27 protein-coding genes are annotated in these 23,609 nt (G+C 67.7%); 21 read left to right on the top strand and 6 right to left on the bottom strand.

Annotation, left to right across the window (positions count from 1 at the left end; translation table 11 throughout):
* Window positions 1-203: 203 nt before the first annotated feature.
* From NS1_RS29715 to NS1_RS29700, 4 genes are read left to right on the top strand one after another with little or no spacing between them, the layout of a single operon-like run.
* Window positions 204-1,736, top strand: coding sequence for a coproporphyrinogen-III oxidase family protein (locus tag NS1_RS29715; protein ID WP_084504636.1), 1,533 nt, complete (start codon window positions 204-206; stop codon window positions 1,734-1,736).
* Window positions 1,736-2,878 (top strand): aminotransferase class I/II-fold pyridoxal phosphate-dependent enzyme, encoded by a 1,143-nt coding sequence (locus NS1_RS29710; RefSeq protein WP_062989794.1) that lies wholly within the window; start codon window positions 1,736-1,738, stop codon window positions 2,876-2,878. Before NS1_RS29715 ends, NS1_RS29710 begins: the two co-directional genes overlap by 1 nt.
* Window positions 2,878-3,927 (top strand): hydroxymethylglutaryl-CoA lyase-like TIM-barrel protein, encoded by a 1,050-nt coding sequence (locus tag NS1_RS29705; RefSeq protein WP_062989792.1) that lies wholly within the window; start codon window positions 2,878-2,880, stop codon window positions 3,925-3,927. The genes NS1_RS29710 and NS1_RS29705 overlap by 1 nt, the downstream gene beginning before the upstream one ends.
* On the top strand, window positions 3,924-4,958 hold the full coding sequence (locus NS1_RS29700; protein WP_062989790.1) for a pyridoxal phosphate-dependent aminotransferase: 1,035 nt from the start codon (window positions 3,924-3,926) through the stop codon (window positions 4,956-4,958). Before NS1_RS29705 ends, NS1_RS29700 begins: the two co-directional genes overlap by 4 nt.
* Window positions 4,959-4,984: 26 nt before the next feature.
* Here the strand turns inward: NS1_RS29700 and NS1_RS29695 are convergent, their stop codons facing one another.
* On the bottom strand, window positions 4,985-5,683 hold the full coding sequence (locus tag NS1_RS29695) for a DNA alkylation repair protein (protein ID WP_062989788.1): 699 nt from the start codon (window positions 5,681-5,683) through the stop codon (window positions 4,985-4,987).
* Between the two features lie 47 nt (window positions 5,684-5,730).
* On the opposite strand from NS1_RS29695, the gene NS1_RS41020 reads away from it, so the two are divergent.
* Genes NS1_RS41020 through NS1_RS29680 form a run of 3 tightly spaced genes read left to right on the top strand, consistent with a single transcriptional unit; the run spans window position 5,731 to window position 8,709 of the window.
* Window positions 5,731-7,029, top strand: a complete 1,299-nt coding sequence (locus tag NS1_RS41020; protein ID WP_062989786.1) for an ATP-grasp domain-containing protein — start codon at window positions 5,731-5,733, stop codon at window positions 7,027-7,029.
* A 10-nt stretch (window positions 7,030-7,039) separates the two neighbouring features.
* A complete protein-coding gene (locus tag NS1_RS41015; protein ID WP_062989784.1) occupies window positions 7,040-7,441 on the top strand; it encodes a VOC family protein in 402 nt (133 codons plus the stop codon).
* A gap of 50 nt (window positions 7,442-7,491) precedes the next feature.
* On the top strand, window positions 7,492-8,709 hold the full coding sequence (locus NS1_RS29680; RefSeq protein WP_157125452.1) for a cation:proton antiporter: 1,218 nt from the start codon (window positions 7,492-7,494) through the stop codon (window positions 8,707-8,709).
* Window positions 8,710-8,866: 157 nt separating this feature from the next.
* Here the strand turns inward: NS1_RS29680 and NS1_RS29675 are convergent, their stop codons facing one another.
* The gene (locus NS1_RS29675) at window positions 8,867-9,172 is read right to left on the bottom strand and encodes a hypothetical protein (protein WP_157125451.1); all 306 of its coding nucleotides are present in this window, start codon (window positions 9,170-9,172) and stop codon (window positions 8,867-8,869) included.
* A 455-nt stretch (window positions 9,173-9,627) separates the two neighbouring features.
* On the opposite strand from NS1_RS29675, the gene NS1_RS29670 reads away from it, so the two are divergent.
* Window positions 9,628-9,879: a hypothetical protein gene (locus NS1_RS29670; protein WP_062989778.1), complete on the top strand. Its 252-nt coding sequence runs from the start codon at window positions 9,628-9,630 to the stop codon at window positions 9,877-9,879.
* Window positions 9,880-10,109: 230 nt separating this feature from the next.
* Window positions 10,110-11,408: a hypothetical protein gene (locus NS1_RS29665; protein WP_062989776.1), complete on the top strand. Its 1,299-nt coding sequence runs from the start codon at window positions 10,110-10,112 to the stop codon at window positions 11,406-11,408.
* A gap of 36 nt (window positions 11,409-11,444) precedes the next feature.
* On the opposite strand, the gene NS1_RS29660 is transcribed toward NS1_RS29665, so the two are convergent.
* Window positions 11,445-11,873 (bottom strand): GNAT family N-acetyltransferase, encoded by a 429-nt coding sequence (locus NS1_RS29660; protein WP_062989774.1) that lies wholly within the window; start codon window positions 11,871-11,873, stop codon window positions 11,445-11,447.
* Window positions 11,874-11,982: 109 nt separating this feature from the next.
* On the opposite strand from NS1_RS29660, the gene NS1_RS29655 reads away from it, so the two are divergent.
* The 6 genes from NS1_RS29655 to NS1_RS29630 all read left to right on the top strand — a co-directional run bounded on the left by NS1_RS29655 (window position 11,983) and on the right by NS1_RS29630 (window position 14,570).
* Window positions 11,983-12,510 (top strand): hypothetical protein, encoded by a 528-nt coding sequence (locus NS1_RS29655; protein ID WP_062989772.1) that lies wholly within the window; start codon window positions 11,983-11,985, stop codon window positions 12,508-12,510.
* A gap of 52 nt (window positions 12,511-12,562) precedes the next feature.
* Complete coding sequence (locus NS1_RS29650; protein WP_062989770.1) at window positions 12,563-13,033, top strand: hypothetical protein; 471 nt, start codon at window positions 12,563-12,565, stop codon at window positions 13,031-13,033.
* A 9-nt stretch (window positions 13,034-13,042) separates the two neighbouring features.
* Entirely contained in the window at window positions 13,043-13,528 is a 486-nt protein-coding gene (locus NS1_RS29645; RefSeq protein WP_062989768.1) for a hypothetical protein, read from the top strand.
* Window positions 13,525-13,773 carry a hypothetical protein gene (locus NS1_RS29640; RefSeq protein ID WP_062989766.1) on the top strand — a complete coding sequence of 83 codons (249 nt, stop codon included), beginning with the start codon at window positions 13,525-13,527 and terminating at the stop codon, window positions 13,771-13,773. Before NS1_RS29645 ends, NS1_RS29640 begins: the two co-directional genes overlap by 4 nt.
* A 17-nt stretch (window positions 13,774-13,790) precedes the next feature.
* Window positions 13,791-14,117 (top strand): hypothetical protein, encoded by a 327-nt coding sequence (locus tag NS1_RS29635; RefSeq protein WP_062989764.1) that lies wholly within the window; start codon window positions 13,791-13,793, stop codon window positions 14,115-14,117.
* Between the two features lie 132 nt (window positions 14,118-14,249).
* Window positions 14,250-14,570 carry a DUF6372 family protein gene (locus NS1_RS29630; protein WP_062989762.1) on the top strand — a complete coding sequence of 107 codons (321 nt, stop codon included), beginning with the start codon at window positions 14,250-14,252 and terminating at the stop codon, window positions 14,568-14,570.
* 122 nt (window positions 14,571-14,692) lie between these two features.
* Here NS1_RS29630 and NS1_RS40385 read toward each other — a convergent pair whose 3' ends face one another.
* On the bottom strand, window positions 14,693-15,115 hold the full coding sequence (locus NS1_RS40385; protein WP_157125450.1) for a hypothetical protein: 423 nt from the start codon (window positions 15,113-15,115) through the stop codon (window positions 14,693-14,695).
* Between the two features lie 154 nt (window positions 15,116-15,269).
* Window positions 15,270-15,722 carry a hypothetical protein gene (locus tag NS1_RS29625; RefSeq protein ID WP_255284749.1) on the bottom strand — a complete coding sequence of 151 codons (453 nt, stop codon included), beginning with the start codon at window positions 15,720-15,722 and terminating at the stop codon, window positions 15,270-15,272.
* Between the two features lie 327 nt (window positions 15,723-16,049).
* On the opposite strand from NS1_RS29625, the gene NS1_RS29620 reads away from it, so the two are divergent.
* Window positions 16,050-17,213, top strand: a complete 1,164-nt coding sequence (locus NS1_RS29620; protein WP_255284748.1) for a tyrosine-type recombinase/integrase — start codon at window positions 16,050-16,052, stop codon at window positions 17,211-17,213.
* A 167-nt stretch (window positions 17,214-17,380) separates the two neighbouring features.
* Window positions 17,381-19,708, top strand: coding sequence for a tyrosine-type recombinase/integrase (locus tag NS1_RS29615; RefSeq protein ID WP_255284747.1), 2,328 nt, complete (start codon window positions 17,381-17,383; stop codon window positions 19,706-19,708).
* Window positions 19,709-20,116: 408 nt separating this feature from the next.
* Here the strand turns inward: NS1_RS29615 and NS1_RS29610 are convergent, their stop codons facing one another.
* Window positions 20,117-20,641, bottom strand: a complete 525-nt coding sequence (locus tag NS1_RS29610; RefSeq protein WP_062989756.1) for a MarR family winged helix-turn-helix transcriptional regulator — start codon at window positions 20,639-20,641, stop codon at window positions 20,117-20,119.
* Between the two features lie 91 nt (window positions 20,642-20,732).
* Between NS1_RS29610 and NS1_RS29605 the strand changes: the two genes are divergently transcribed.
* The 4 genes from NS1_RS29605 to NS1_RS29590 form a co-directional block, all read left to right on the top strand.
* The gene (locus NS1_RS29605; protein ID WP_062989856.1) at window positions 20,733-21,191 is read left to right on the top strand and encodes an SgcJ/EcaC family oxidoreductase; all 459 of its coding nucleotides are present in this window, start codon (window positions 20,733-20,735) and stop codon (window positions 21,189-21,191) included.
* A 52-nt stretch (window positions 21,192-21,243) separates the two neighbouring features.
* On the top strand, window positions 21,244-21,900 hold the full coding sequence (locus tag NS1_RS29600; protein WP_084504632.1) for an SgcJ/EcaC family oxidoreductase: 657 nt from the start codon (window positions 21,244-21,246) through the stop codon (window positions 21,898-21,900).
* Window positions 21,897-22,679 (top strand): SDR family NAD(P)-dependent oxidoreductase, encoded by a 783-nt coding sequence (locus NS1_RS29595; RefSeq protein ID WP_062989754.1) that lies wholly within the window; start codon window positions 21,897-21,899, stop codon window positions 22,677-22,679. The genes NS1_RS29600 and NS1_RS29595 overlap by 4 nt, the downstream gene beginning before the upstream one ends.
* Before the next feature lie 316 nt (window positions 22,680-22,995).
* Window positions 22,996-23,609 (top strand): ATP-dependent DNA ligase (locus NS1_RS29590; RefSeq protein ID WP_303753129.1); only part of this gene is annotated, 614 nt, incomplete at its 3' end.

The raw sequence follows: 23,609 nt of genomic DNA, 5'->3' as shown, positions 1-23,609 counted from the left end.
CGGCTTCAGTCGTGCATGCGGTCGCTTTTGAATTGTCAAGGGCTGCAACAGATTTGGCGATAGTTCAGCTGACAATCGTGGGGGATGTGTGCCACCATCAATGGGGTCCGAGCTCGACTGGATCGATTCGGAGGGAGGTGATCTCGATGACCAAGTGGGTCGCGGGCGGAGCCTGATCTAGGGGCCGGAAATTTCCGGCCGATATGCGATGTCCTGTCGGCGTCCGTGCATTGTTTCCGGGCGCCGACAGGGGCATCTGGTGGACACTCCTGACATTCTTCCAAATACTGATCGAGGTTCCGATGCTCCCGTTCGAGTCATTCAGTTACCCGTTTTTCGACCTCAGCACTTCGGCGGATCACCGGGCTCTCGTCGCAGCGCACCTGTCGACACCCGATGTCGCGATCGAAGGTGATCACACGCGCGGGCTCAAGGCCTTGTACGTGCACATTCCGTTCTGTGACACCCTCTGCACGTTTTGTCCATTTGTGAAGTGGGTCGGCACGCCCGATCGGATCGCGGCGTTCCTGGCCGCGCTGCACGTCGAGCTGGAGACGCTGGGCGCGACCCCGCGGATGCAGGGGTGGGAGATCGACAGCGTCTACATCGGCGGCGGGACGCCGTCGGTGCTGAACGTCGAGCAGATCGCCGCGCTCATGGGCGCGATCCGCGCGCACTTCACCTTGGCTGCGGATGTGGAGATCTCGTTCGAGTTCGAGGTCAAGAGCGTTTCGCCGGAGAAGTTCGACGCCCTGGCCGAACTGGGCGTGACCAGGGTGTCGTTCGGGGTGCAGTCTTTCGATCCGGCGATTCGGGACATGGTGCACATCACCGCCAGCCCGGACCAGGTCTACAACGCGATCGGGTGGGCCGGGCAGCGGTTCGCGAACACGAACTTGGACATGATGACCGGGTTTCCCGGTCAGGACACCGCGCACGCGCGCCGGGATGCGCGGCTGGCTGCGGAGTCGGGGGTGGCGTCAGTGTCGATGTACCCGGTCGACTACGTGATGACCTTGCCCGGGTGGCAGGAGAGGATCCGCTCCGGCGAGCTGCCCCGGCCGGCGATGCTCGACGACCGCTCGCGGATGTTCCACGAGGCCCGCGCCGCGCTGCTCGAGTCGATGGGGGAGCAGAACATGTACTGCTTCGGTGACAGCACCGCCCCGGCTACGAGATACATGTTCTCGACGCTCTACGGCGGCTACCGCGACGAGGCAGTCGGCGTGGGACCGGGCGCCTACAGCTTCATCCGGGGTTTGGCCTGGATGAACGATGCCGATGAGCGGCACTACGCCAAGACCGCGGGCGCCGGGCTGTTGCCGATCACCCGGTCGTCGGTCTACCACGCCTACGAGAAGGGCCTGGTGTTCTTCCCGAAGCGGCTCACCTTCGATATGCGCGACCTGGCGGTGTTGGACCTGGACAAGGTCTATGCCGAGCGCATCGAACGCATCGTCGACGCCGGGCACGCCGAACTCGCCGGTGACATCCTGCGGCTGACTGAGCCGGGCAAGCTGGTCTACAGCGAGCTCATGGCGCACTTCTTCGCCGACCCGCAGCAGCGGCTCTACCACCGCATCGTCGACCGGCTCTCCCAGCAGGTCGGTGTCATCGACGAGACCGAGTGGAAGGCCGGCGCCGATCGAGTCGCCGCGATGGGTGCGACCAACGCGCTGCCCGGCGCGTCGAGTCGGACCCGTCACAAGCGTTTGCCCCTGGTCACGGCACGCTGATGACCGGCGACCCGTTCTTCACCCGGCTCCTGGACGCGCTCACCGCACCGGGAGCCGGGTACGCCCGGTCGACGGTCTCCCCGGTGGAGTCGAGCCTGGACTTCGGAGTCGGTGAAGCGTGGTATCCGATGCCGGGCGCGGTCCGCGACGTCCTCGGTGCCCGGCTCACCGCGATGGACCGGATCTGGTACTCCGATCCGCGCGGGGAAGCCGAGTTGCGCGCGGCCTACCTGCGCCACCTGCACCCCGACCGCGCCGCTGACCCGGCCACAGTGCTGGTCACCGCCGGTGGCAAGGAAGCCGCCTTGCTGGCGGTGCGGTTCGCCCTGCACCAGCAGGGCGGCGGGCCGGTGCTGGCGCCCGTGCCGGGATGGGAGCCCTACCGGTTCTGGGTCGAAGCGTCCAGCGCGACCGTGCTGGGCTACGACCCGTCCGCCCTCGCTGCGGACCCGGGTCGACTGCGGGCACTGATCACTGAATCCGATCCCCGGCCGCGGGTGCTGATCCTGAACTACCCGCACAACCCGACCGGTGCCGAACTCGGGCAAGCGGCGATGGACGAGATCATCGCCGTCGCGACGGTGTTCGGGGTGAGCGTGGTCTCCGACGAGGTGTATCGGGTCTTCGGCGCTACGCCGGTGACCGCAGCGCGGGCACTCGCGTTCGATCCGCACCGCCACTTTGTCGTCGACTCGGTGTCGAAGTCGCTGGCTGTGGCCGGACTGCGCGTGGGGTTTGTGCACGCCGACCGCCAGGTGCTCGACGCGCTCACCGCGTTCCGCGGCGCGTATGCCTCGTGCACCAGTGTGGTCAACCAGCAGCTCGCCGCCGCCCTGTTGACCGATCCGGTCGCCTCGGCCTGGCTCGCGCAGGTGCGCCAGGCCGTCGCCGTCGACCGGGCCGCGGCCGCGGCCGCCCTGACCGACGCCGGTGTCGACGTCGTCTCCCACGGCGGGCTCTACCTGTGGTGCAAAACCCCCGCCGCGCTCCCCGCCCGCAGGGCTGCGGGAGTACGACCGGCGCGGGTGAGCCCCGGCGCCGGATTCGGTGCGGCGGACCACTTCCGGGTGTGCACGGCCCGCGCTGACCTGGATCCGGTCGCCGCCGCGGCCGCGGTCGTCGAGACGATGAGGACCTGGTGATGTTCGACCACTTCGCGCCGCCCCCCGTCACCGCGACCGAACCGCTGGCGACCCTGCTCGATGTGACCTTGCGTGACGGCGGATTCGAGGTCGACTTCCACTGGCCCGACAACCACTTCGGCATGGTCGCGGCCACCGGCCACGCCACCGGAATCGACATCGTCGAACTCGGCTATCTGGGCGGTGTTCCCCTCGAGCACAGTGTCGCTCGCGCCGGAGTCGGCGCCTACCTGACCCCACAGCACGTCGCGGCCGCGCGGCGCGACGGGCTCGGCCTGGCCGCGATGGTCCATCCGAGCGCGCTCACCGAACCGGTCGACCTCGCCCCGTATGTCGAGGCCGGACTCACGATGCTGCGCTTCGTCTACCACCCGCGTTGGGCCGACGCGATCCGCGCCGGTGCTCTCGACGCACGCCGCCACGGCCTGGCCGTCGCGGTGAACATCGCGCTGGCCTCCCGCTACAGCGCCACCGAGCTCGTCGATCACGCGACGACGATCGTCGAGGACATCGCCCCCGATGTCGTCTACATCGCCGACACCTGCAGCGCGCTGCTGCCCGACCAGGTCGGCGAACTCGTGCACCGGCTGCGCGCCGCTGTCGACACCGACATCGGGTTCCACGCCCACGACTTCCTGCACCTGGCCTACGCCAACGCGCTGGCCGCCGTGGAGGCCGGGGCGACCTACCTGGACTGTTCCCTGCTCGGGTTGGGCCGTGGCGGCGGCAACCTCGCCGCCGAACCGCTGCTCCTGCGCCACCGGCTCGCCGATGCCGACCCCGCCGCGGGCGCGCTGCTGCTCGATTGCCGGACTCAGCTCGCCGCGACGACCGGCCGCCGCGCCGAATCGCTGGTGCCGGCGGTGTGCGCGGTGTTGAACCTGACCCCGGTCGAAGAAGCCGCCGTCCGCGAGTTCGCCGCCGCCGAGCACATCAGTGACGACACCGCGGCGTTGTGGCTGCTCACCCAGGCATCAGCGGTGGCCACGCTGCGCCCACAGGACCTGCGGGCACACTGGCACCACCACGGCCTGGTGGTGAACCGGTGAGCACGACGATCAGCCACCGAGCGGCCCGCCTGGTCGCCTACAGCTACGACGACTTCGCTGTCACCACAGGGCAATTGGACCTGCGCGGAGACAACTCGGCGCCGCTGTCGGCCGAGTTCGCCCGCCCGATCGCCCTGCCCACGGCCGGGGTCGCTGCCTACGGCGAGGTCCAGGGTGAACCTCGCCTGCGCACCGCGCTGGGCGAGCTGTTCGGCGTGCGCCCCGACCAGGTCGTAGTCACCGCGGGCGGCAGCGAAGCATTGTCGCTCGCGCTGACCTCCGTCACCGACCCCGGCGACACCGTGCGGATTCCGCGCCCGGCCTTCCCTGGCTTCGAGCAACTGGCGGGGGTGCTCGGGCTGCGTGTACAGCCCTACCGCGCCACCAGCGAGGTGCTGCGGCGAGGCACCACGCCGATCGTGATCTGCACACCGCACAACCCGACCGGACTGGTCACCCACCCCGATGCCGCAGGGCGATCCGGGGGGTGGGTGATCTGGGACCTGTCGCACATGACCACCACCGGCACCGGATTGGCCGATCACACCGCAGGATTCGGCGCCGACGACATCGCGGTGTTCAGCCTGTCGAAATTACTGCGACTGCCCGGCGCTCGGGTGGGATGCCTCATCGGCACCGACCCCACGCTGCTCGACGCGGTCGTGCGCGCGAAAACCCACCTGTCGATGTCGACGAGCTGCCTGGCCCAAGACCTCGCGCTGCGCGTCCTGCAGGACCCGGCCTGTCGGCACGAACTGGCCACGCGCACCAAGCTGTTCGGGGATTATCGGGCCCAGCTGCTCGCGGCCGTGGCCAGCTCGTCGACGCTGCGCGCGGTCGCGGCCGCCGACGGCACCCACCTCTACGTCGAGACCGTCGACGGCGCCGATGCCTGGCAACGGCTCGCCGACAGCGGAGTTGTCGGCATCCCGGGCCAGGTGTTCAACGGGTCCACCCGCGAAGTCCGGCTCTGTATCGCTCAGCCGCAGCAGGTGATCGACGATGCGGCCACACGGGTGCGTGCGCTGTGATCGGCCAGACCAGGTCTCAGCCGGTGTCAGACCAGGGCCGCGTCGAGGATGCGGACGAGCGGCTTCGGGTCGACGCCGGGCACCAGCTGGCGGAACTGCCCGGCGGCCTCGACGGAACGGGACTTGATCGCCTCGTTGATCAGCCAGACGCAGGCCTTGCGGATCGCCGGGTCCTTCTCCTCGAGCAGGGCGGCCAGCTCGGGCACATCGGCGGGCGACAGACCCGCCTTGACCGGCCGGATCAGCGCGACGACGTAGAGGCGGCGCTGCCACACCGACGGCGAGATCGCCAGCGGGTGCAGCTGGGGCAGCAGGGCGGGGTCATCGACCAGGGACAAACCGACAACACCGCCGAGCTCGTCGACGCTGAGCCAGTTGTCCAGCAGCAGCGCCCACCGCAGGATCATCGGCGCCGGCATCCGCGTCTCGGTCAGACGCAACATCATCGACCCCGCCAGTTCGGCCTCGTGGACCTCGCCGTGCCACAGCGCCTCGGCCGCGCCGAACACCGTCACCGGATCCGGGGATCTACCCGTGATCCCCGCGTTCTTCAATCCGGCTTTCACCGCGCCGCGCAGCAGCGGAATCCGCACTCCGAGAACCGGTTTGCCGGGATGGCGAGCAGCGACAGTGCCGTCGACATAGTCGGGATCGGCGTGCTGTCGCAACCCCGCTTCGACATCGGTCACCAGCGCCGAGATCCGCCCCGCAGTCACTGCGTCCATCCGCTGACCATACGACCCAGCACCGACAACTTCGGCAGGAGTGAACAATGACGGGCACAGCCCTCGACATGACCGGGCCGCGACCCAACGCCGCGAGCCCGGTCTACGCCGTCTTCGGATCGTTCGACCCGCGCACGCTCACCCTCGTGGCCGCGCGCGAGGCCGGAACGATCTACCGGCAGATCCCCACCGACGTGTTGATGGCGTTGGAGGCCGGGGAGCCGACGCTGCGCGAAGAAGCGCTGCACCGTCTGCGAGGCGAGTTCGGCGAGGACATGATCGGCGCCGTCGGATTCGACGACTGGTGGAACACCGCGCTCGCGGCACTGAACCCACGATGGGCACTGGCCACCGCGCGATTTCTGGTCACCGACAAGGCCCGTTTGTATCAGGTGCTCGGCCGGAGCAAGATCGCCGTCGCGCCCCACCACACCGGGTCGCTCTCGGCGCGGCTGCTGCGTTTCGGGCTCGAGCACCTGGGTCCGCGCCCGATCCTCAAGCCGGCCACCGGCGCCGGATCGCGTGGGGTCTACCGCTACCGCGCCGAGTTGTCCGTCGAGGAGAACCTGGCCCTCTATCAGCAGATTCTGCGGGTGGGCCACATCGATACCGCGACCCCGATCATCGTGGCGCAGTACCTCGGCGACGACGACACGGCCGTGGAGATCAGCGTTGACGTAACCGTGTGCGACAGCCGCGTCACCCACGCCGTCATCCACGAAAAGTGCACCGCCACCGCCGTCGCGCCGTTCGTCGACGGGTTGATGATCAGCCCGCCGACCGATCCCCGCATCGACGCCGAACTGCCGCAATTACCGACGGTGCTGGCCGGGGTCGTCACGACCCTGGGCCTGGCCGATGCGGCCCTGCACATCGAACTGCGCCTGCACCAACGACGCTGGCACGTACTCGACATCGGGGTGCGACCGGGTTCGGGTCTGGTCGCCCACGCCGCCACCGCGCACACCGGCGTCGACCCGCGCATGGTGCACCTGGCCGCCAGCATCGGCCGCCCCCTGCACCCGGCCGCGGTCAGGGCAGCCCACGGCTCGCACACCGCGACCTGCATCGCCTGCTGCTACGTCGCCCCCGACCGTCGCGGCGAGATCACCCTGCTGCGCCACAGCGAGCTGGCCGATCAGCTCTACGGATCCGATGACGTGCTCGGCTGGCACCTCAACACCGCCGAGACCGACGACGCGCTGCTGCGCCCCGACGCCGGTATCTCGGTCGGGATCGGCGCGCCCGACATGCCCACCGCGCTGGCGCGGCTACGGTCGCTCGTCGGCCCGCACGATTTCACCACCCAAACCCGCGACACCACCGAAGTTGTTGTCGCCCAATGAAAGGACACCTGTGCTCAGCTTCAACCACCTCGCCCTCACCACCGCCGATCAGGACAAATCCGCACCGTTCTACGACACGGTGTTCGGGCTGCTGGGGTACACACGCGGCCTCACCTCCGACCGGCTGTGCACCTGGGGCGGACCGGGCCCGGAGCTGCTGGTCTACAGCGTCGAGGGTGAGGACACCGCACCACACACCCACGGCCGCCCCGGCTGGCAGCACGGCGCCTTCTCCGTCGACGACCGCGCCACCGTCGACGCGGTGCACACCGCGGTCGTCGAGGGCGGCTGGACCGTTGTACACGAACCGCGCGAGTACCCCGACTACGCCGAGGGCTACTACGCGACCTTCGTCGAGGACCCTGATGGCATCCGCTGGGAAGTCGCCCACATCCCCACCGCCCCGCACTGACCTGGCGATCTGGGCACGCCCGGCCTCGGCCGAACCGATCGGAGCCGATCGTGCCCAGTAGCACCCTCGTCATGGTCCTGGTCGACCTCGTGATCATCATGATCGCGGCCCGCGTCTTCGGCTGGCTCGCCGAGAAGCTCGGTCAACCGGCGGTCATCGGCGAGATCGCCGCCGGAGTCCTCGCCGGACCGACCATCCTGGGGCCGCACCTGTCGCAGGTGCTGTTCCCGGCCGACGCGCGGCCCGTGCTCAGTGTGCTGGCCAATCTCGGTGTGCTGGGCTTCATGTTCGTCGCAGGTCTCGAGGTCGACCGAAGCGCGTTCACCCGCCGTCGGGCCGTGGTTCCGGCGATCTCGGCCGCGGCCTACACGGTCCCGTTCGCCCTCGGCTGCCTGGTCGCGGTCCTGGCGCTCTCACGCCACCGGACAGGCAGCACCGTGTCGTTCGCGTTGTTCATCGGCGCCAGCTTGGCGGTGACCGCGTTCCCCGTCCTGGCCCGCATCCTGGTCGACCGCCAGCTCATCCGAACCCAGATCGGGCAACTGAGCTTGGCGTGCGCGGCCGTGATCGACGTGCTTGCCTGGATCGCACTCGCCGTAGTCCTGATGCTCGTCGCCCCCAGCGGCAGCTACTGGCGCTGGGCCCTGCTCATCCCCCTCGCCGCGCTGGTGTGGTGGGGCGCGCGCCCGCTGCTGGCCAAACTCGCCGCCACCAGCACCCCGCAACAAGTGCTGCTGCTCGCGATCGGCAGCGCCCTGCTCCTGGGCGCCCTCACCGAGTGGATCGGCCTGCACGTCATCTTCGGCGGATTCGTCGCCGGGCTCTGCTTCCCCCGCGCCCAACGCGCCGCGGCCGAGACCGGCGCCACCGTCCTGAGCTCGCTGCTGCTGCCCGCGTTCTTCGCCGTCGCGGGGCTGTCGGTCGACCTCGGCATGCTCGACATCGCAGGCATCGGCGAGCTCGTGATCATCGTGGTCGCCGCCGTCGGCGGAAAGATCGGCGCTGTCATGCTCGCCGGTCGACTCACCCGCCTCGACAAGCGCACCTCAGCTGCGCTCGCCGCTCTGCTGAACACCAGGGGCCTCACCGAGCTAGTCGTCTTGCACATCGGCCTGACAACCGGGCTGATCGGCACGGGCTTGTACAGCCTGCTGGTCGTGATGGCCCTAGTGACAACAGCTATGACTGAGCCGCTCCTGCAACGGAGCAACCTGGGCGCTTCGAATCACGAACGGCCGCTCCACCACGCCGAGCTCAGCGAGCCATAGATGGAGAGTGCCGCCGGGCCTGGGGGTGAGGCGCGGCGGCATCTGGGCTCACGGTGCCAAGGGGGCGGCCCGGTCCCGCGCCAATGCCGGCCATCATCTAATCAGGGCGGTCGGGCGCCCGACCACAAGCGCGAGACGAACGATTGAGAATCAGGTTTCACTCGATGTCGAGTGTGGCTCGCTCCTCGTCACCGAACAGCTGAAGCTGCCGAGGCTCCGTGGTGGACCGGCCGAGTCGGCGCAGGCATCGAGCGCAGGTGACGTCGGCCCGAGTCGGCGCCAGCGCTGTCGGCGACCACCCCGCGACGCCCGTGTGACAGAGCAGCTCGGGCACTTCCTCGTCCCCGACCCATTGCCCGAGGTGGACCGCATGCACCGTCCGTCCAGACCGCACGACGGCGTGCACGCCTGGGGCGCCGAACACCGCGCGAGTTGAAGCGGCGAGCGGAGCTATGTCGGTCACTCGACCACCATACGATCGGGCACCGACATCACAGACGGAGAATTCGGCCCGGCCGCGATCCCGACCTCGCGCACGGAACTGAGCAGGCCTACCGTCACAGGCGCTGCCGTTGCGCGGATTGCCGCCGGGCTCGCCGACATGAAGATGCCGCCCGGCTCTGGGGGGGGTGGAGCGGAGCGGCATCTGGGCTCACCGAGCCGATTGGGGGGAGATCGGACTGTGAGCTACAGCCAGCAGGGGGGATTTGCTAGCTGTAGCCGACAGTATCGGGATGTCCGCACCATCTCGCCTGAATCGGGTTGCTGTTCGGTCACAAGATGATTCGCCAATAATTAGCTAGTATTGCTCGCCGCGTCGGTCACGGCGCCGACAGCTTCTCGATCCCAGGGGAGCCGCACCGCGCGGTCACGCCAGATCGGGCAGACCTGGAGAAGGCGCCGAATACGGTCCGTGCCATGACTTTCACCGAGATCGTGACCGGTACCTTCCAGCTGCTGCTCATCCTGACCGCGGGGTTCTTCCTGTATTTCTGCCTGCGCGCGATAGTGCGCCACCACCTCCGCGACGTACCGCTCACCCGCACCGAACTGCTGGTCGTGGGGGCGTCGATCCTGCCGCTCGTCTTCGTCTGCGCGCTGTGGATCGGCCTCGACGTAGGCACAGCACCGCTGCCCGCGCCTCGGCCGAGCATCGTGGAAGGCCAATAGCCCACCGCACGAGAGCCGGGCGGATGCGAGTTGTTGTCGGCCCCTACGTCTATCGTCGGATGTGGCCGCCGCGCTGGCCTGACTCCGAGCCTGACCACCCACGCTGGTCCGGCGACGAGGACCGAAGGGTCTCGGACTCGCGCCTGATCAACAGCCTTGTTCGTCCGTCTGTGACCTGTGGTCCCCAGGCGGCGAGGTGTGGGGTCGTCGCCGTGAGGTGGGAGCAGACCATGACAGCGAACAGAGCACGCAAGCGCGCCAACCGGGCCCGCGCCGCGCACGAGGGCGGTTCCTACACCGCCGCGCACTACACCGATCCCCGCGGTGCGGGTAACCCCGCCATCCAGGACCGGATGCGATTGACCGGCGCAACCCCCGAAGTCGCGGGCCGGATGATCCACGATGCCCGCGCCCGCGTGCAGACGATCGCGACCGACGACTGGAGCTTCGAGGCGCGCCGTGCACGCCAGGCGGCTGAGGCGGTCGAGAAGTGGGAACAGCGGCGCGCGGGCCGGCCCGTGCGGTTCTGGACGGTCTATGTCGATATCTGGGCGGCCGCCATCGACGCGGCCGACGCCCGTATCCGCCTCGACTACTACCTGCGCGCGCTCTACCACTACGCGCCCGGGATCGCCTGCCAGGCATGGGATCTGAGTCTGGCCAAGCCGACCCCGCTGGCCGAACACGGCACCGTCGCCGAAGTCCCCACCGCTGACCTGACCGCGGAGCAGCGTGGACGTCTCCTCGCCGACTACCCAGCGGCGGCGTGGGCACTGCGTGATCAACCGAGTCGGCTCTACGGTGCGCGCGAAACCGCGCACATCCTCAACTACGTCGCCGCCCTCGAACGGGCGGCGACCCGGCTCGAGTCCGCGATCACCGGCCCGGACGGCGCCCTGCAGGTAGTGCCTGCCGACACCCCGCTGCGGATCTGGCGCGCACAGCGCTCCACCACCGTCCTGGCCGGCCCCGACGAAGCCTCGGCGCGACGGCGCGGCGAGCAGCTGGCCGCGACCGTCGTCGACCGGTCCGGTCGCGGTGTCGGTGAGCTCGTCGCGGTCGAACCCGACGACGGATTCGTCTCGGCGACCGACGGCTATTGGGTCCACCCCGCCGAGCACATCTACGGCAAAGAGGCTGAGGCGCTGTGGGCCGACTACGACGCCTACGAGCTCGCCGACGATCACACCGCCTTGCAGGCCGCGGCCCTGCGGCGCGGCGCGCAGGAACTGGCCGCCGCCTGGGACACCGCGCGCGGCGAGAACGCCCGCTACGAGGCCAAACTCCATACCCAGCACGACGGCACCCGGACGCTGTCGACGCCAGCGGAGTTCGCCGCTGTCGAACGGCAGGCCGCGATCCGGGCGGAGTCCCTCACCGGGTCACAGCTTCGGGAACTGGCAGACCAGGACGATTACATGGCATCGCGGGTCTATGGCAAGGCCGTCGACACCGACGACGACGCCAAGCGCATCGAGCAGCTCCATCACCGCGCCACTGTTCTGCGCGCGCTTGCCCAGGTCCGATGACGGTCGCAGGCATGTAGCGGCGGCCGGTCGGTGGCGCTACGGCACCAGCGGGCGGTGGTAGTGCAGCGCGCTGCCCTGCGACGGCTGGAACTGGCGGGCCTCGAAGAACCGCCGGCGCCGCCACCGCCCCGTCGGCTCGCTGTCGATCACCACGGTGGCCTCGGTGGCGCCCAGGGTTTGGGCCCGGGTCAGGAATGTGTCGAGCAGGGCGGTGCCGATGCCGACGCCCTCATTCCGCACACCGATATTCGCGATGTGGCCGAGTCGCGGTCGGCCCGACAAGAACCCGACGAGCGCGCCGTCTTGGACTGCCACGAACCTCGTGCGGTGGGGATCGGTGCCGGTGAGCCGGTCCGGCGTGGAGAATCGGCTGTCACGCAGCTGATGCAGCGCGTCAAGCTCCTCCAGCAACTCCCGCAGCCCTACGGGAGCCTCGGCGACCTGCTCGACGACGATTCGATCCACGGGGTCAGCCTACGAGGTATTCCAGACCGCCCGGTACGCCCAAGGATCTTCATGCGCTAACCGGTCAAACTCTTTACTGGTCAAACTTTTTACCGGTACAGTGCTCGGTATGGCGACCGATATCGACCGCGAGAAGGCACTGGAACAGCTGGACCACGCGGTGGAGCAGTGGATTTCCGCCGATGGCGGGCTGGTGGACGCGATGACCTACGCACTGGAGTGCAACATTTCCCGCAACGAGGTCGCGCGCCGTGTGACCGTGCTCTCCCGACCGACAGTGCTGTCGATGCTGGCCCTCATCGACCGCAGGGACAAGCTCAACCAGCTCCTCGCCGATGCCGGGGTCGCCGTCCTCACCTCCGACGACACCGAAGAGGTCTGGCTTCTCACCGTCAGCAAGCCACGGCGCGGGCTCACGCTGCACCACGAAGACAACAACCTCGACGACGGCGGAGAACCGGGCACCCCCGGCCGCGCAGCCGCAGCCGCGCGCGTAGCCGCCAAGGTCGTGCCGGTGGTCTACGACGCCGGACTCGAGCTGGCCTCGGGCACCACCCGCCTCACCCGCACCGACGCCGAGATCGCTTTCAGCGACCCCGAAACCTGGCTGTGGGTCGAGGAACCCGCTAAGCAGTGACCACACTCGACCACCGATATCCGACATCCTGACTATCAAGGGGGACACCACGATGCCCAAGAAGACCATCGACCGAGTCGACGCGGTCCGCGAAATGTGGCCCAACGACGACTACAACGCTCTGCTCGACCCCGACGACCTCGCCACCGCCGCGGCCGCCGTGCGCGAGATCATGCGCAGCCTGGCGACCGCTACCTGCGTCGGCCCGTCGCGCGACGAGCATTCGCTGCCCTATGCGGGTGCTGGCTACGACCTGATTGGTGGCCTCGCTGCCGCCTCGCTGTCGGAGCAGGAACTCGTGGCGAACCTGGCGACATGGGCAGACGACCTTGCCATCGACCCCACCCTGCGCCACGCCGATCACCGCGGTGACACCGCCCAAATCAGTCGCGCCCACGCCTCCACCACCGCCTACGAACTCAGCGAGGTGCTACGCACCGCCGCGCAGCACCTCGACGCGGCCACAACCGCACTGCGCGCCGCCCACAGCAAGATCAGCCCCCTCTACCAGGACGAAGACTAGGAGACCGCCGTGACCACTCACACCGCCGAGGAAGTCGCCGCCCTGCTGGAAACCGGTGCCCGAGCATCGGATTCGCCGTTCCAGCAGGCCGCGATTCATCTCCTCACCTTCACCGACCTGCCTGGCCGGGCCGATCTCGCTCCCTACCTGGAGATCGAGGACGTCGACCTCGACGGACGGTCCGTGCCCGCCGCGTGGATCCGCGACTGGCACGGCCTGGGGAAGCTCCAGAACCTCCTGTACCTGCACGGCGGCGCGGAGCGGCTCGTGCGCCTGGCCGCCAGCATGGCTCACGGGGAGCCGGTCGATCTGTCCGCGACGCTGAGTGGACTCGGCCACGCCCACGCCCGCCGTGTCCTGGAAGCCGTCGCGATCTGCGCCGGAGTCGACGAGTTCTACGCCATCACAGAATCCCCCGCGCTGCACCGCAACAACGACTTCCTCGCCGGCCTGCTCGGTGAGACCACCACAACCGGAGAGGCACGATCCGAATGAGCACTCTGCCGACACAGGAGACCATCTTCACCAACGCGGCAAACGCCGCCGACAAAGCCGCGCTCGCGCTGTCCGATGTCCGCGACTGGCTGCGGTCGGACTGGTCGGACAGCAAGCCGCTGACCGACGAGGCCGCCGATGCCCGCACGGCGGTCCGGGCCCGGCTCGAGTCCATCACGGATGAGATCCGCGATCTGGAACACCAGCTGCGGGGCGGGGCCACCAGCCTGCGCAACCGCCGGTGAACGGGAGACACTGAATCATGGCGATCGACTGGGACCAGTTCTATCCGCCGAGCGAAGAGAAGCGCGACCAGAAGCGGCGCGATCTTCTCGCGCGGGCGCGCACCATCAAGAGCAAGGGATGGGCCGACTACCAGTACGTGTGGAGCACCGGCGAAACGGTCGGAGTGGCCCTGCTACTCGACGACCACACGGTCCTGGCCGAGATGGGCGAGACCCAGCGCGACGTGCTGCGCCGCTGGGCCTACGACCTATTCGGCCACAAGGACGGCTCTACCGACGAAGCAGCCGACTTCGCTCGAACCGCGGACTGGTTCGCGAACGCGCGCGCCAAACTCGCCAGCTGAACAAGCCCGGTCAACCAGGCCCTGCAATCGCAGGGCCTCGTTGACCGGCAGGCCGTGCCTGTCGCGGGTGAATGCGCAGGCCCACAACGACAATCGGAACGAGGTCACCCCTCGTCGCTACGCTGGAGCAATATGAGCGCCTACCACGTGCTGACGGTGAGGATCCCGACCCTGATGCTGTGGACCCAGCATGCGGGCGGATGCCGGTGCCTGTGCGGTATCTATCACAGCCATCGCGGCCGCGGTGGCTGTGATCAGCGCGCCCACGAGGGGCTGTTCATCCGACTCGAGGTTGCTGACGGCACCGGTCTGGAAGTAGCCGACGAGGATCAGCTGCTGCCGGTGTGCCGCCGCTGCTACCTGGCGATGGACCCAACCACGAGCTCCCGGCGAGCAGCTGTCGCCCCGGCGTGCCCCCGCACTCGCGTCGAGCAGGCATCGGCCCGACCGTGACGGGCCGAGCTCGTCGTCAGGACTAAGGGTGCCGCGCAACAAGACCGGCCTGTTCCAGTGAGAGCGCCACAGCCATCCTCGCCCTCCACCAGAAGTCCGAGTCGCTCGGCCAGCCGATGTCTTCACCGGCCGATGTACCAGCATTCGTAGTTGCGCAGCGATGCCATGAGCTGACGCCATTCCGGGACAGGATGGGGCGCACTGGCGATCGGTGCGCGTGGGGCATGGGCGCCCGCAACGACAACGCTTTCCAGTGAATGCCACGATTCCCGGTGCCCGCAGTGCGAACAGATATTCGGATTGAAGCTGCTCCCACGCTCACACCGATCCCCCAGCAGCGCCGCAACGTCGGGTCGGCCGGCTGCCGTCAGGACGCTCCGCGCGATGTGCACCGGAAGCTCTTGATCTGTCGCTATCGCTTCGACCATGCCATTTCGTCCGAGCGCGCGCGCTTCAACCGCCCACACCCACTGCTGCTCGGTTCCGCACTTTTTGCAGATGTGCGGAAACCCCATGACATCGACGAGCAGTGTTGGCTTCCCCATGGACAAAGACTGCCATGTGGCCGCACGGGCCGACGGCGATCCGTTGGATGGTTCGCGTCGATGCGTTCGGTCCAGTGCAGGGCTGGACAAGCGTCGGGAGGAAGCCCTGGGCTCGGCCGGAACTCGTTGCCATCCAACTCGACCCGACCGCGGCCTACGTCGCCCGGCGAGGATGCTCGCGGTTTGTGGCCACGTCGCGGCGGGGTCGCAGCGCGTAGGCCGGGATGAGCTGATCGGTCAGAGTCAGGGGCACCCGGCGCCCGTCGGCGTAGGCGATCGAGTAGGTGACTCGCCCCATCCACCAGCCGTCGACGCTGGGCACCCAATGACTCAACCACCCCGGGCGCTCGCCGCGCATGTCCAGCCCTGCCCCATTGACATGGCACGGCGTGCCCGGATCCCGGATCAGCACCGCATCCAGACGCACCCATACCGGCCGCGGCGCTCGCACCGCGGTTCGGGCGAAATGCCCCGTCGCGTCCGGATACCGCAGCTCCGGCTCGGTGCCCTCGGTCCGGGCCATGGCGGGATCGACCCGCCGGACACGCCCGTCGGATGTCGGCGCTGGTCCGTCCATCGGATCGCCATCCTCCGGCCTCGAACGCATGTTCGAAATAGTACCGCACGGTTTTCTCCGCCGCGCCGAACCCTTGGCGGTGTTTGCCAGACGTACGCTCGGGGAGTGGTGCGCGTACCTGCGCCGATGCTGGCATCGCCGGGAACCCTGCCTTCTGCGTCCCCCATCTGGCGTGTTAACTGAACTAGCGTCGTAGTTATTGCAGGTCAGCGTGATTCGCTGATAGCTTCTGCCGCCATGCGCGATGACGAGAGGCCCAGGGACCTCGAAGTGCTGGTGCTGCCTGTGGTCGGCCGGTTGGAGCGGACGAATTCGGTATGGGAGCCGTATCGCCTAGTGGGTGCGGATGGTGAAGTGGTGTCTTCTGCCACACGATTCTTCGCGGAGTTGCAGGCCTCGGATCGCTCGGTGTCGACGATCCGGTCCTATGGGCTGGATCTGTTGCGGTGGTGGCGTTTCCTGACTGTGCTGGGGGTGGAATGGGACCGGGCGATGCCAGCGGATGGGCGCGATTTTGCGCGGTGGATGAAGATCGCCGACAAGCCGGTTCGCCCACATTGGCGGCATCGCGGTGGCGGAGCGGGGGCGGCTGGTCGGGGCGAGAAGGGTACGGAGACAACAGAGTCGGCGGTCCGGAATCCGGTCACTGGTAAGCCTGGTCAGGGCGTGAAATTTTCGGCGGCCACGCGTGCTCACGCGGAGACCGTGTTGCGTTCGTTCTACGAGTTCCAGTTGGGCATCGGGTGCGGGCCGCTGGTCAATCCATTTCCGCTGGATCGGGCGCGCCGTGCTGGGCGCGTGCACGCGCACCACGATCCGTCCGATGGGTTCGGGAACGAACGCGTGGGCCGCTACCGCCCGGTGGTGCCTAAGCGGATTCCGCGGAGGATTCCGGACGAGCAATTCAACGGCGTGTTCGCGGGGTTGCGGTCGTCCCGTGATCGTGCGTTGTTGGCGTTCTGGGTGTCTACGGGTGTGCGTGCAGAGGAACTGTTGTCGTGCGGGCAAGACGGCCCGGATGTTGGTCAGCAGGTGATTGCGGTGACGCGTAAGGGTTCTGGTGCGGTGCAGCGTGTTCCGGCCTCGACGGATGCGTTCGTGTGGTTGCGGATCTATCAAGAAGAGCTGTGGCGTCGCGGTGCGCCGCGGGGGCGGGGGTTTCCGTTGTGGTTCACGTTGCGGCAACCGTGGCGGCGGCTGTCGTACCCTGCGGCGCGAGCAATGTTTATGCGGGCACAGGTGTTGCTCGGGTCGAATTGGACTCTGCACGATCTGCGTCACACGGCGGCGTACCGGATGGCCAGCGACCCGGAGTTGCCGTTGTTCGACGTGCAGGCGATCCTCGGCCACGTCTCCTTGACCACGACCCAGCTGTACCTCACGCCGAGCGAGGATGAGGTGATCGAGCACGCCCTGGCCCACTTCGCCCGCCGCGCCGACATGCGTGCGGCGGGAGTGCCCGCGACTCCGGCGCCCGGCTACAACCCGGCCGCGCTCGATGTGCTGTTCAGGCGGCCGTGATGGCTGCGGTTAGTGGTCGCGGAGTGTCGAAGCTGCCCGCCAGCGCCGACCCCGAGAGGGTCGTGGCGCCTCGGCATACCGGGCCGGTCGCTGAGCGCCTGCTCGTACGTTTCCCGGCCCGTCGTTCACCACCGCCGCGGAACACTCACAGTGCGGGACAGGTGCTGGTGACGCTGAGCGGTCCGAGCTTTCTGCTGGCCGGCCAGGAATCGACGCAAGCGCTCGGCGTGGAGGGCGCGAGATGGCTTTTGGACTGGCTGGCCACGTTTTCGGGGACCACGTGGCAGCAGCGTTGGGATGCGAGCGGGGCGGCGCGCTTGGGATCGGAGTGGAGCACCCCGGTACGGCGTTGGCTGCTCGGTCGGGGCGTCGATTGTGAACCGGTGATGGTGTTGGACTGCGGGTTGGCGGGATTGTTCAGTGCGGACGTGGTGCGCCCGGACTTGGAGTTCTTGTTGGCCCAGCGTCGCACGGCGTTTTGGCGGGAGTGGGCGGGCCCGTGTCGTGACCGTCGAGGGTTCGCACGGTTGCAGGCAGGCACTGACGCGGCGATGTGGGATTCGATGCAGGGCCGCACTGCGCGTTGGCACGTCACCGCGCTGATACTGGTCAACGCCGGTGGTATCTCGAAGATCACGGTGGGCGATTGCGTCGAGCTACGCATCGCCGAAAGGATCGTGTGCTCACCGGGCATGAGCCGCCACGGCTTCTACCTGATGCTGCGTGGTATCGGTTGCTTTTCTGCCGATTCGCCGCCGAGTCTGCATTGGGTTACTCGCCGTAAGGGTCAAGCCAGTGTGGAGGACATGGTCGACCGTCACCGCGTCGCCAACCCGGCGGTACGTGCGGTGTTCATCGACTATCTCTCCGAACGCCAACCCGCACTGGACTATTCGTCGATCGAAGATCTCGCGCGGACGCTGGTGGGGCACTTCTGGGCGGACCTGGAAAAGCATCATCCAGGCATCGACTCGTTCCGCCTCGACCGCGAGATGGCGACGGCGTGGAAACAGCGTCTCCAGACCAGGTCCGTGCGCCGTCGACAGCCCGATGGCTCGGTCGCCGAAATTCAGGTCCCTCGGGTGCAGTACATCTACCTGCTCACCGCGGTGCGCGCGTTCTATCTCGACCTGGCGTCGTGGGCGGCCGCGGATCCCGCGCGGTGGTCGTACTGGGTGGCTCCGTGTCCGATCACCCCGGCTGAAACCAGTAGCAAAAAGCTGGAACGTCGCCGAAAAGCGCGTATGGATCAACGCACACGCGAACGGCTTCCGATGTTGCCCACCCTGGTCCGTATCGCCGAGGAGCGTGCCGCTGCCGCGAAGACCTTCGTGGCGGCGGCCCTGGCGGCGGCACCGGGCGACGGGTTCAGCGTCGGCGGACAGGTGTATGTCCGGTCCAAGCCGTGGACGCGTGCAGGGGTCAACGATATCCCGATCGTCTACGACGAGGCCGGTCGCAGGATCAAGCTCCGCGAGTTGGAGAATCGGGCGTTCTGGGCGTGGGCCAGTGTGGAAGTGCTGCGCCATACCGGTGTTCGGATTGAAGAGTTGCTCGAGATCAGCCACCACAGCATCACCCAGTACACGCTGCCGAGCACCGGCGAGATCATCCCGTTGCTGCAGATCGCACCATCGAAGTCCGACGAGGAACGGGTCTTGGTCGTCGGGCCGGAACTGGCCGATGTGCTTTCGGCGATCGTGTGCCGGGTGCGCGGAACGGATGGGCGTGTGCCGCTGGTGCCGTTCTACGACATGGCCGAGCGCGTCTGGAGCGAGCCCGCGCCACTGTTGTTCCAGTGGGACAACGGAACGCAGAACCGTGCCGTGTCGGCTGGGATGATCCGCACAGCGCTGAGCGAACTGCTGGAAGCGACCGGTGTCAAAGATGCTGCCGGGGCGCCGTTGTACTTCCAACCGCACGACCTACGCCGTATCTTCACTACCGAAGCGATCATGAACGGAATGCCTCCGCATATCGCGCAACTGCTGTTGGGGCACAAGGACATCAACACCACCATGGGCTACAAGGCGATCTATCCGCAGGAAGCGATCGAAGGCCATCGTGGCTTCATCGCCCGGCGCCGCGCGCTGCGCCCCGGTGAGGAGTACCGCACTCCGACCGAGGCCGAGTGGGACGAATTCCTCGGTCATTTCGAACGCCGCAAACTCGCCCTGGGTGATTGCGGCCGCGCTTACGGCACGAGTTGCCAGCACGAACACAGTTGTATCCGGTGTCCGGTACTGCGTGTCGACCCCGCTCAGCGGCACCGGCTCGCCGAGATCCGCGACAATCTCACCGTTCGTATCGCTGAAGCGCAGCAGGCGGGCTGGATCGGCGAGGCCGATGGGTTGGCTGTGAGTTTGGCTGCCGCCGAGGACAAGCTCTCCCAGATCGACGCGCGTGTGGCGCGCGCCGCTACCGTGCATCTGAGCCTGCCGAGCTTCCCCGACATCGCCGCCCGGTCAGCCGAGATGCCCATCGGCCCTGATTGAACTGCCAACCCGCCGCCACGGCGTTGAGGGATCGGACTGTGGCCCGGCGCGGTACGCCTACTGTTGCGGCGCGCTGCGGTAGTGGCTGTGCTGGTGAAATCCGACGTCGATCATCGGTCAACTGTGACGTCTACAGCGCAGGCGAGATCCGTTGGTATCGGTGAAACTGATGTCACCGGTTGGAGTGTCTTGACACTTCGGCCCGTCTGCTGAACGCACTAATTCTGCCGATGAGCGGGTATTGCGAACATCTGGTAATCAAGCACCACGAGCTGCCAGAGGCCCGTCTTTCGGCAGGGATTGGCGCCGCGCTATTGAAGACGAGACTGAGGCACGGTCTGGCGGACCATCCAGATCATTGCCCGGCTCTCGATCGTGGATTGTGATGTGGAACGGGCCGGGGAGTGGTCACGTGCTCGCGTGAGGGGTTGGAGGAGCGGTGGCTTCCTTGGGTTTGGGGCCGGGGCGGCGGCTTCGTGCGGCGCGGGCGCGGATCTCTTCGGCGGCTGCCCGGTATGCAGGGGTTGCGTGTGCGAAGTAGTCGAAAAGGACCTCGCGCTGCTCGGCCGTGTAGCGGTCTAAAACCTCGGCGATCAGTCGGCGGGCGGGACCGACGACGTCCTCGATGTCTGGGAAGGTCTCGGCTGAGGCTTCGACGATGACCCGCCGACGATCGGCTGGATCCGCGGTACGGCGCAGGTAGCCCGCTTTCTCGAGGCGGTCGATCAGCCGGGTCGTGGCACCGGTGGTCAGGCCTACGCGGGCGGCCAGGTCGCCCGAGCTCATCTGCCCGGCCAAGGTGATCAGGCTCACCGCGTACCACTCGATGGGTGCGAGTCCGGCGGCTTCTGCGCCGGCCATGCCGTGCAGGCCCACCGCGTCGAGGTACTCACGGAAGATCTGGTGCTGATCTCGAGGTGTCTCGGTTGCCATCGGTGTCGACGCCCCCTATTCTGATAGTTGCAATAATGCAGATATTGTCGGAGTGCAGATTCTGCTTCATCTTAACGACGAGGAGGACGGCATGACCACCCAGGACGACAAGGCGGCCATCACCGCGGTAATGACCCAGATGAACACCGCGTGGGCCCGCAACGACGCCGACGCCTACGGGGCGCTGTTCACCCAAGACGCCACGTACGTGACGTTCGTCGGGACCTGCTACAGCGGCAGAGCCGACATCGTGGCGTGCCATCGCACGCTGTTCGCGAAATTCTTGAAGAACACCAACCTCGCCTCGGAGATCGCCGGTATCCGCTTCTACGGCCCCGACACTGCCTTCGTCACCGCCCGCGGCGACACCTATAAGGGAGCGACCGCGCCCAAGTCCTCGAAGCTGTCGAAAGTGCAGACCTGCGCGTTCGTGCGCGAGGCGGACGGGCAGTGGCGGGTGGCGGCGTTCCACAACACCCAGCGCAAGCCGCTGATGGAAGCCATCTCCTTCAAGACCGCCCCCGGCACCATCCCCGCCGCGCAGAAGTGACCCATCCGTCCCAGAACGGCACACCCTCTCCACACCGAAGGACTCGCAACCCATGACCACCACCAACCAGAAACCCGCACCCCAGGACGGAACGAAAGACCAGGCTGCCGGGAAGTCTCCCGCAAGCCCCCGCCGACGATGGGTTCGCATACTCGGCGTCGGCCTACTTGCGATCGCGGTCGCGGGCGGCGGCGGATATCTGTGGCTCGACGCCTCCTCCGACGTGCACAACGCCGGTCAGGACGAGTGTGTGAATGTCACCCCGACCGGCCAGGCTTCGCCCGGCGACCGCGACGCGGTGTGCGGTGTACTGGAGTCGTTGATCGACGCCTGGGATCGCAACGACGCCGTCGCCTACGGCTCGCAGTTCACCGAGGACGCCACCTACGCCACCTACTACGAGGGCCGCGCCGACATCGTCAACTCCCACAAGGCCCTCTTCGGGGGATTCCTCGAGGGCAGCAAACTGGCCAACTCCTACCTCGGCATCCGCTTCCTGTCGCCGGATACCGCCGTCATCACCGGCCGCGGCGACGACTACACCGGAGACGCACCCGGCGAGCTGTCCAAAGTTCAGACGTACACGCTCTTACGCGAGGCAGACGGCCGGTGGCGGGTCGCGGCGTTCCAGAACACCCAGCGAAAGTCCGTCATGGAGCGCATTTCGTTCATCCTCTCTCCGGACACCCGGCCGGAGGCCGAGAAGTGACTGTGCCGCCGGCCCGTCGGACGGCCCTGGTGACCGGCGCGAGCGAGGGGATCGGCCGCGCGCTGGCCCACGCGCTCGCCGCAACCGGGTATGCAGTCACCGGCGTCGCGCGCAACGAAGACCGCTTGCACGCGGTCATCGACGGTCTCGGCCACGGCCATGCCGCGCTCGTCGCGGACCTGGAGACAGAGGACGGCCTGGGGCGCGTGGTGCGCGCCGTGCAGCAGACCTCGTTCGACGTTCTGGTCAACAATGCGGGCACCGCGACCGCGGGGCCGTTCATCGAGGTCCCGATGGAGCGCGCGACGGCCATGGTGGACCTCAACTGCCACGCGTTGGTCGCCCTCGCTCACACCTTCCTGACCGGGGCGCGTCCAGGTGACGCACTGATCAACGTCTCGTCCACCCTCGCGTTCGCCCCCATGGCGAACCTGAGCGTCTACTGCGCCACCAAGGCCTTTGTCGCCTCGCTCTCGGAATCCTTGTGGCAGGAACACAAAGCCCGCGGCGTGTACGTCATGGGCTTGTGCCCTGGGATGACTGCCACACAATCGCAGCCGCACAACGGTGCCGACGTACCCGCTAGCCTCGTGCAGACTCCCGGACAAGTCGCCGTCAGAGCCTTGTCGGCACTACACCGGCGTAGACAGCCCACCGTCATCTCCGGCAGGGTGAACACTCTGTTCGCCACCGCTGCCAGGGCCTTACCGCGCCGGACGGCCCTGCGCCTGCTCGGAACCGGACGAGAGTCTCCCGCCGTTCAAGGCACATGCCTATGAACGATGCGTTACGACCGGGCCCGCATCAACCTCGACCGCCACCCCAACTACATCCTCGCCGCCTACATGGCCTTGAGCACAGGAGGACGCAACACACGCACATGCCGCATAGTGCGCGGTTCGAAACGGTCACGACGGATGTCAAGCCCTATCGTGACGTCAGGTTTTCGCCGATAGGGCAGCCGGTTCGCTGCCACGCCGTCGAGATTCACCCATGAACCACGTCATGATTCGCCGATGTGGCCAGTGGCACCGACCTTGGCGATGAACGCCCGATCCTTCTGCTTGCTCAGTAGTTCAGAGAAGGGCGTATGAGATGAAGTGGGACGGACAGCGGGCCATCGCGCGCTGCGACGAGACCGGTTGCCGGTTCTGGAGCCGGAACTTGCGCGAAGCCACCGACTCCTACCCCGATCTCGTCTCAGCGCTCGCTGAGGCCACTGCGGCACTCGGCGATGGTCTGCTGCTCGACGGCGAGATCGTCGCCCCCGACCCCGCTACCGGCGCTCCGTCGTTCGGGCGTCTGCAACGGCGCATGCACGCCCGCCCGACCTCGGCGCTGCTCGATGCGATCCGTGTCGAGTTCGTCGTGTTCGATGTCCTCGCCGTGGACGGGGTCTCCACGATGGATCAGCCCTACCTGGCGCGCCGCGAGCTCCTCCGCCAGCTTGCGATCGAGCGCGGCCGGATCCGGGTGCCGCCGTACTGGACCGATTTCGACCCCGCCCATCTGCTCGACGCCGCGGAGCAGGCCGGTCTCGAAGGGGTCATAGCCAAGCGCACCGACTCGGTGTACCGACCGGGCACGCGCAGCCGGTCGTGGATCAAATCGCCATTGCGTCGAAGCGGTGAGGCGATCGTGGCCGCCTGGATCGAAGGCACCGGCACGAACGTCGGCACGGTCGGCTCGCTGGTGCTGGCCGGGTACGA

It is taken from the genome of Nocardia salmonicida NBRC 13393 (assembly GCF_001613085.1).
Classification (GTDB): domain Bacteria; phylum Actinomycetota; class Actinomycetes; order Mycobacteriales; family Mycobacteriaceae; genus Nocardia; species Nocardia salmonicida.
The sequence above is the reverse complement of the archived record's forward strand: the minus strand, read 5'-3'. Positions and strand labels throughout refer to the sequence as shown.

Coding starts and splice junctions, on each gene's coding strand:
- NS1_RS29600 (WP_084504632.1), top strand. CDS start 21,244: ATGACCACCACCAACCAGAAACCCGCACCCCAGGACGGAACGAAAGAC.
- NS1_RS29705 (WP_062989792.1), top strand. CDS start 2,878: ATGTTCGACCACTTCGCGCCGCCCCCCGTCACCGCGACCGAACCGCTG.
- NS1_RS29670 (WP_062989778.1), top strand. CDS start 9,628: ATGACTTTCACCGAGATCGTGACCGGTACCTTCCAGCTGCTGCTCATC.
- NS1_RS29630 (WP_062989762.1), top strand. CDS start 14,250: ATGAGCGCCTACCACGTGCTGACGGTGAGGATCCCGACCCTGATGCTG.
- NS1_RS29610 (WP_062989756.1), bottom strand. CDS start 20,641: ATGGCAACCGAGACACCTCGAGATCAGCACCAGATCTTCCGTGAGTAC.
- NS1_RS29710 (WP_062989794.1), top strand. CDS start 1,736: ATGACCGGCGACCCGTTCTTCACCCGGCTCCTGGACGCGCTCACCGCA.
- NS1_RS29640 (WP_062989766.1), top strand. CDS start 13,525: ATGAGCACTCTGCCGACACAGGAGACCATCTTCACCAACGCGGCAAAC.
- NS1_RS29635 (WP_062989764.1), top strand. CDS start 13,791: ATGGCGATCGACTGGGACCAGTTCTATCCGCCGAGCGAAGAGAAGCGC.
- NS1_RS29695 (WP_062989788.1), bottom strand. CDS start 5,683: ATGGACGCAGTGACTGCGGGGCGGATCTCGGCGCTGGTGACCGATGTC.
- NS1_RS29605 (WP_062989856.1), top strand. CDS start 20,733: ATGACCACCCAGGACGACAAGGCGGCCATCACCGCGGTAATGACCCAG.
- NS1_RS41020 (WP_062989786.1), top strand. CDS start 5,731: ATGACGGGCACAGCCCTCGACATGACCGGGCCGCGACCCAACGCCGCG.
- NS1_RS29655 (WP_062989772.1), top strand. CDS start 11,983: ATGGCGACCGATATCGACCGCGAGAAGGCACTGGAACAGCTGGACCAC.
- NS1_RS29665 (WP_062989776.1), top strand. CDS start 10,110: ATGACAGCGAACAGAGCACGCAAGCGCGCCAACCGGGCCCGCGCCGCG.
- NS1_RS29625 (WP_255284749.1), bottom strand. CDS start 15,722: ATGCGTTCGAGGCCGGAGGATGGCGATCCGATGGACGGACCAGCGCCG.
- NS1_RS29650 (WP_062989770.1), top strand. CDS start 12,563: ATGCCCAAGAAGACCATCGACCGAGTCGACGCGGTCCGCGAAATGTGG.
- NS1_RS29715 (WP_084504636.1), top strand. CDS start 204: ATGCGATGTCCTGTCGGCGTCCGTGCATTGTTTCCGGGCGCCGACAGG.
- NS1_RS40385 (WP_157125450.1), bottom strand. CDS start 15,115: ATGGGGAAGCCAACACTGCTCGTCGATGTCATGGGGTTTCCGCACATC.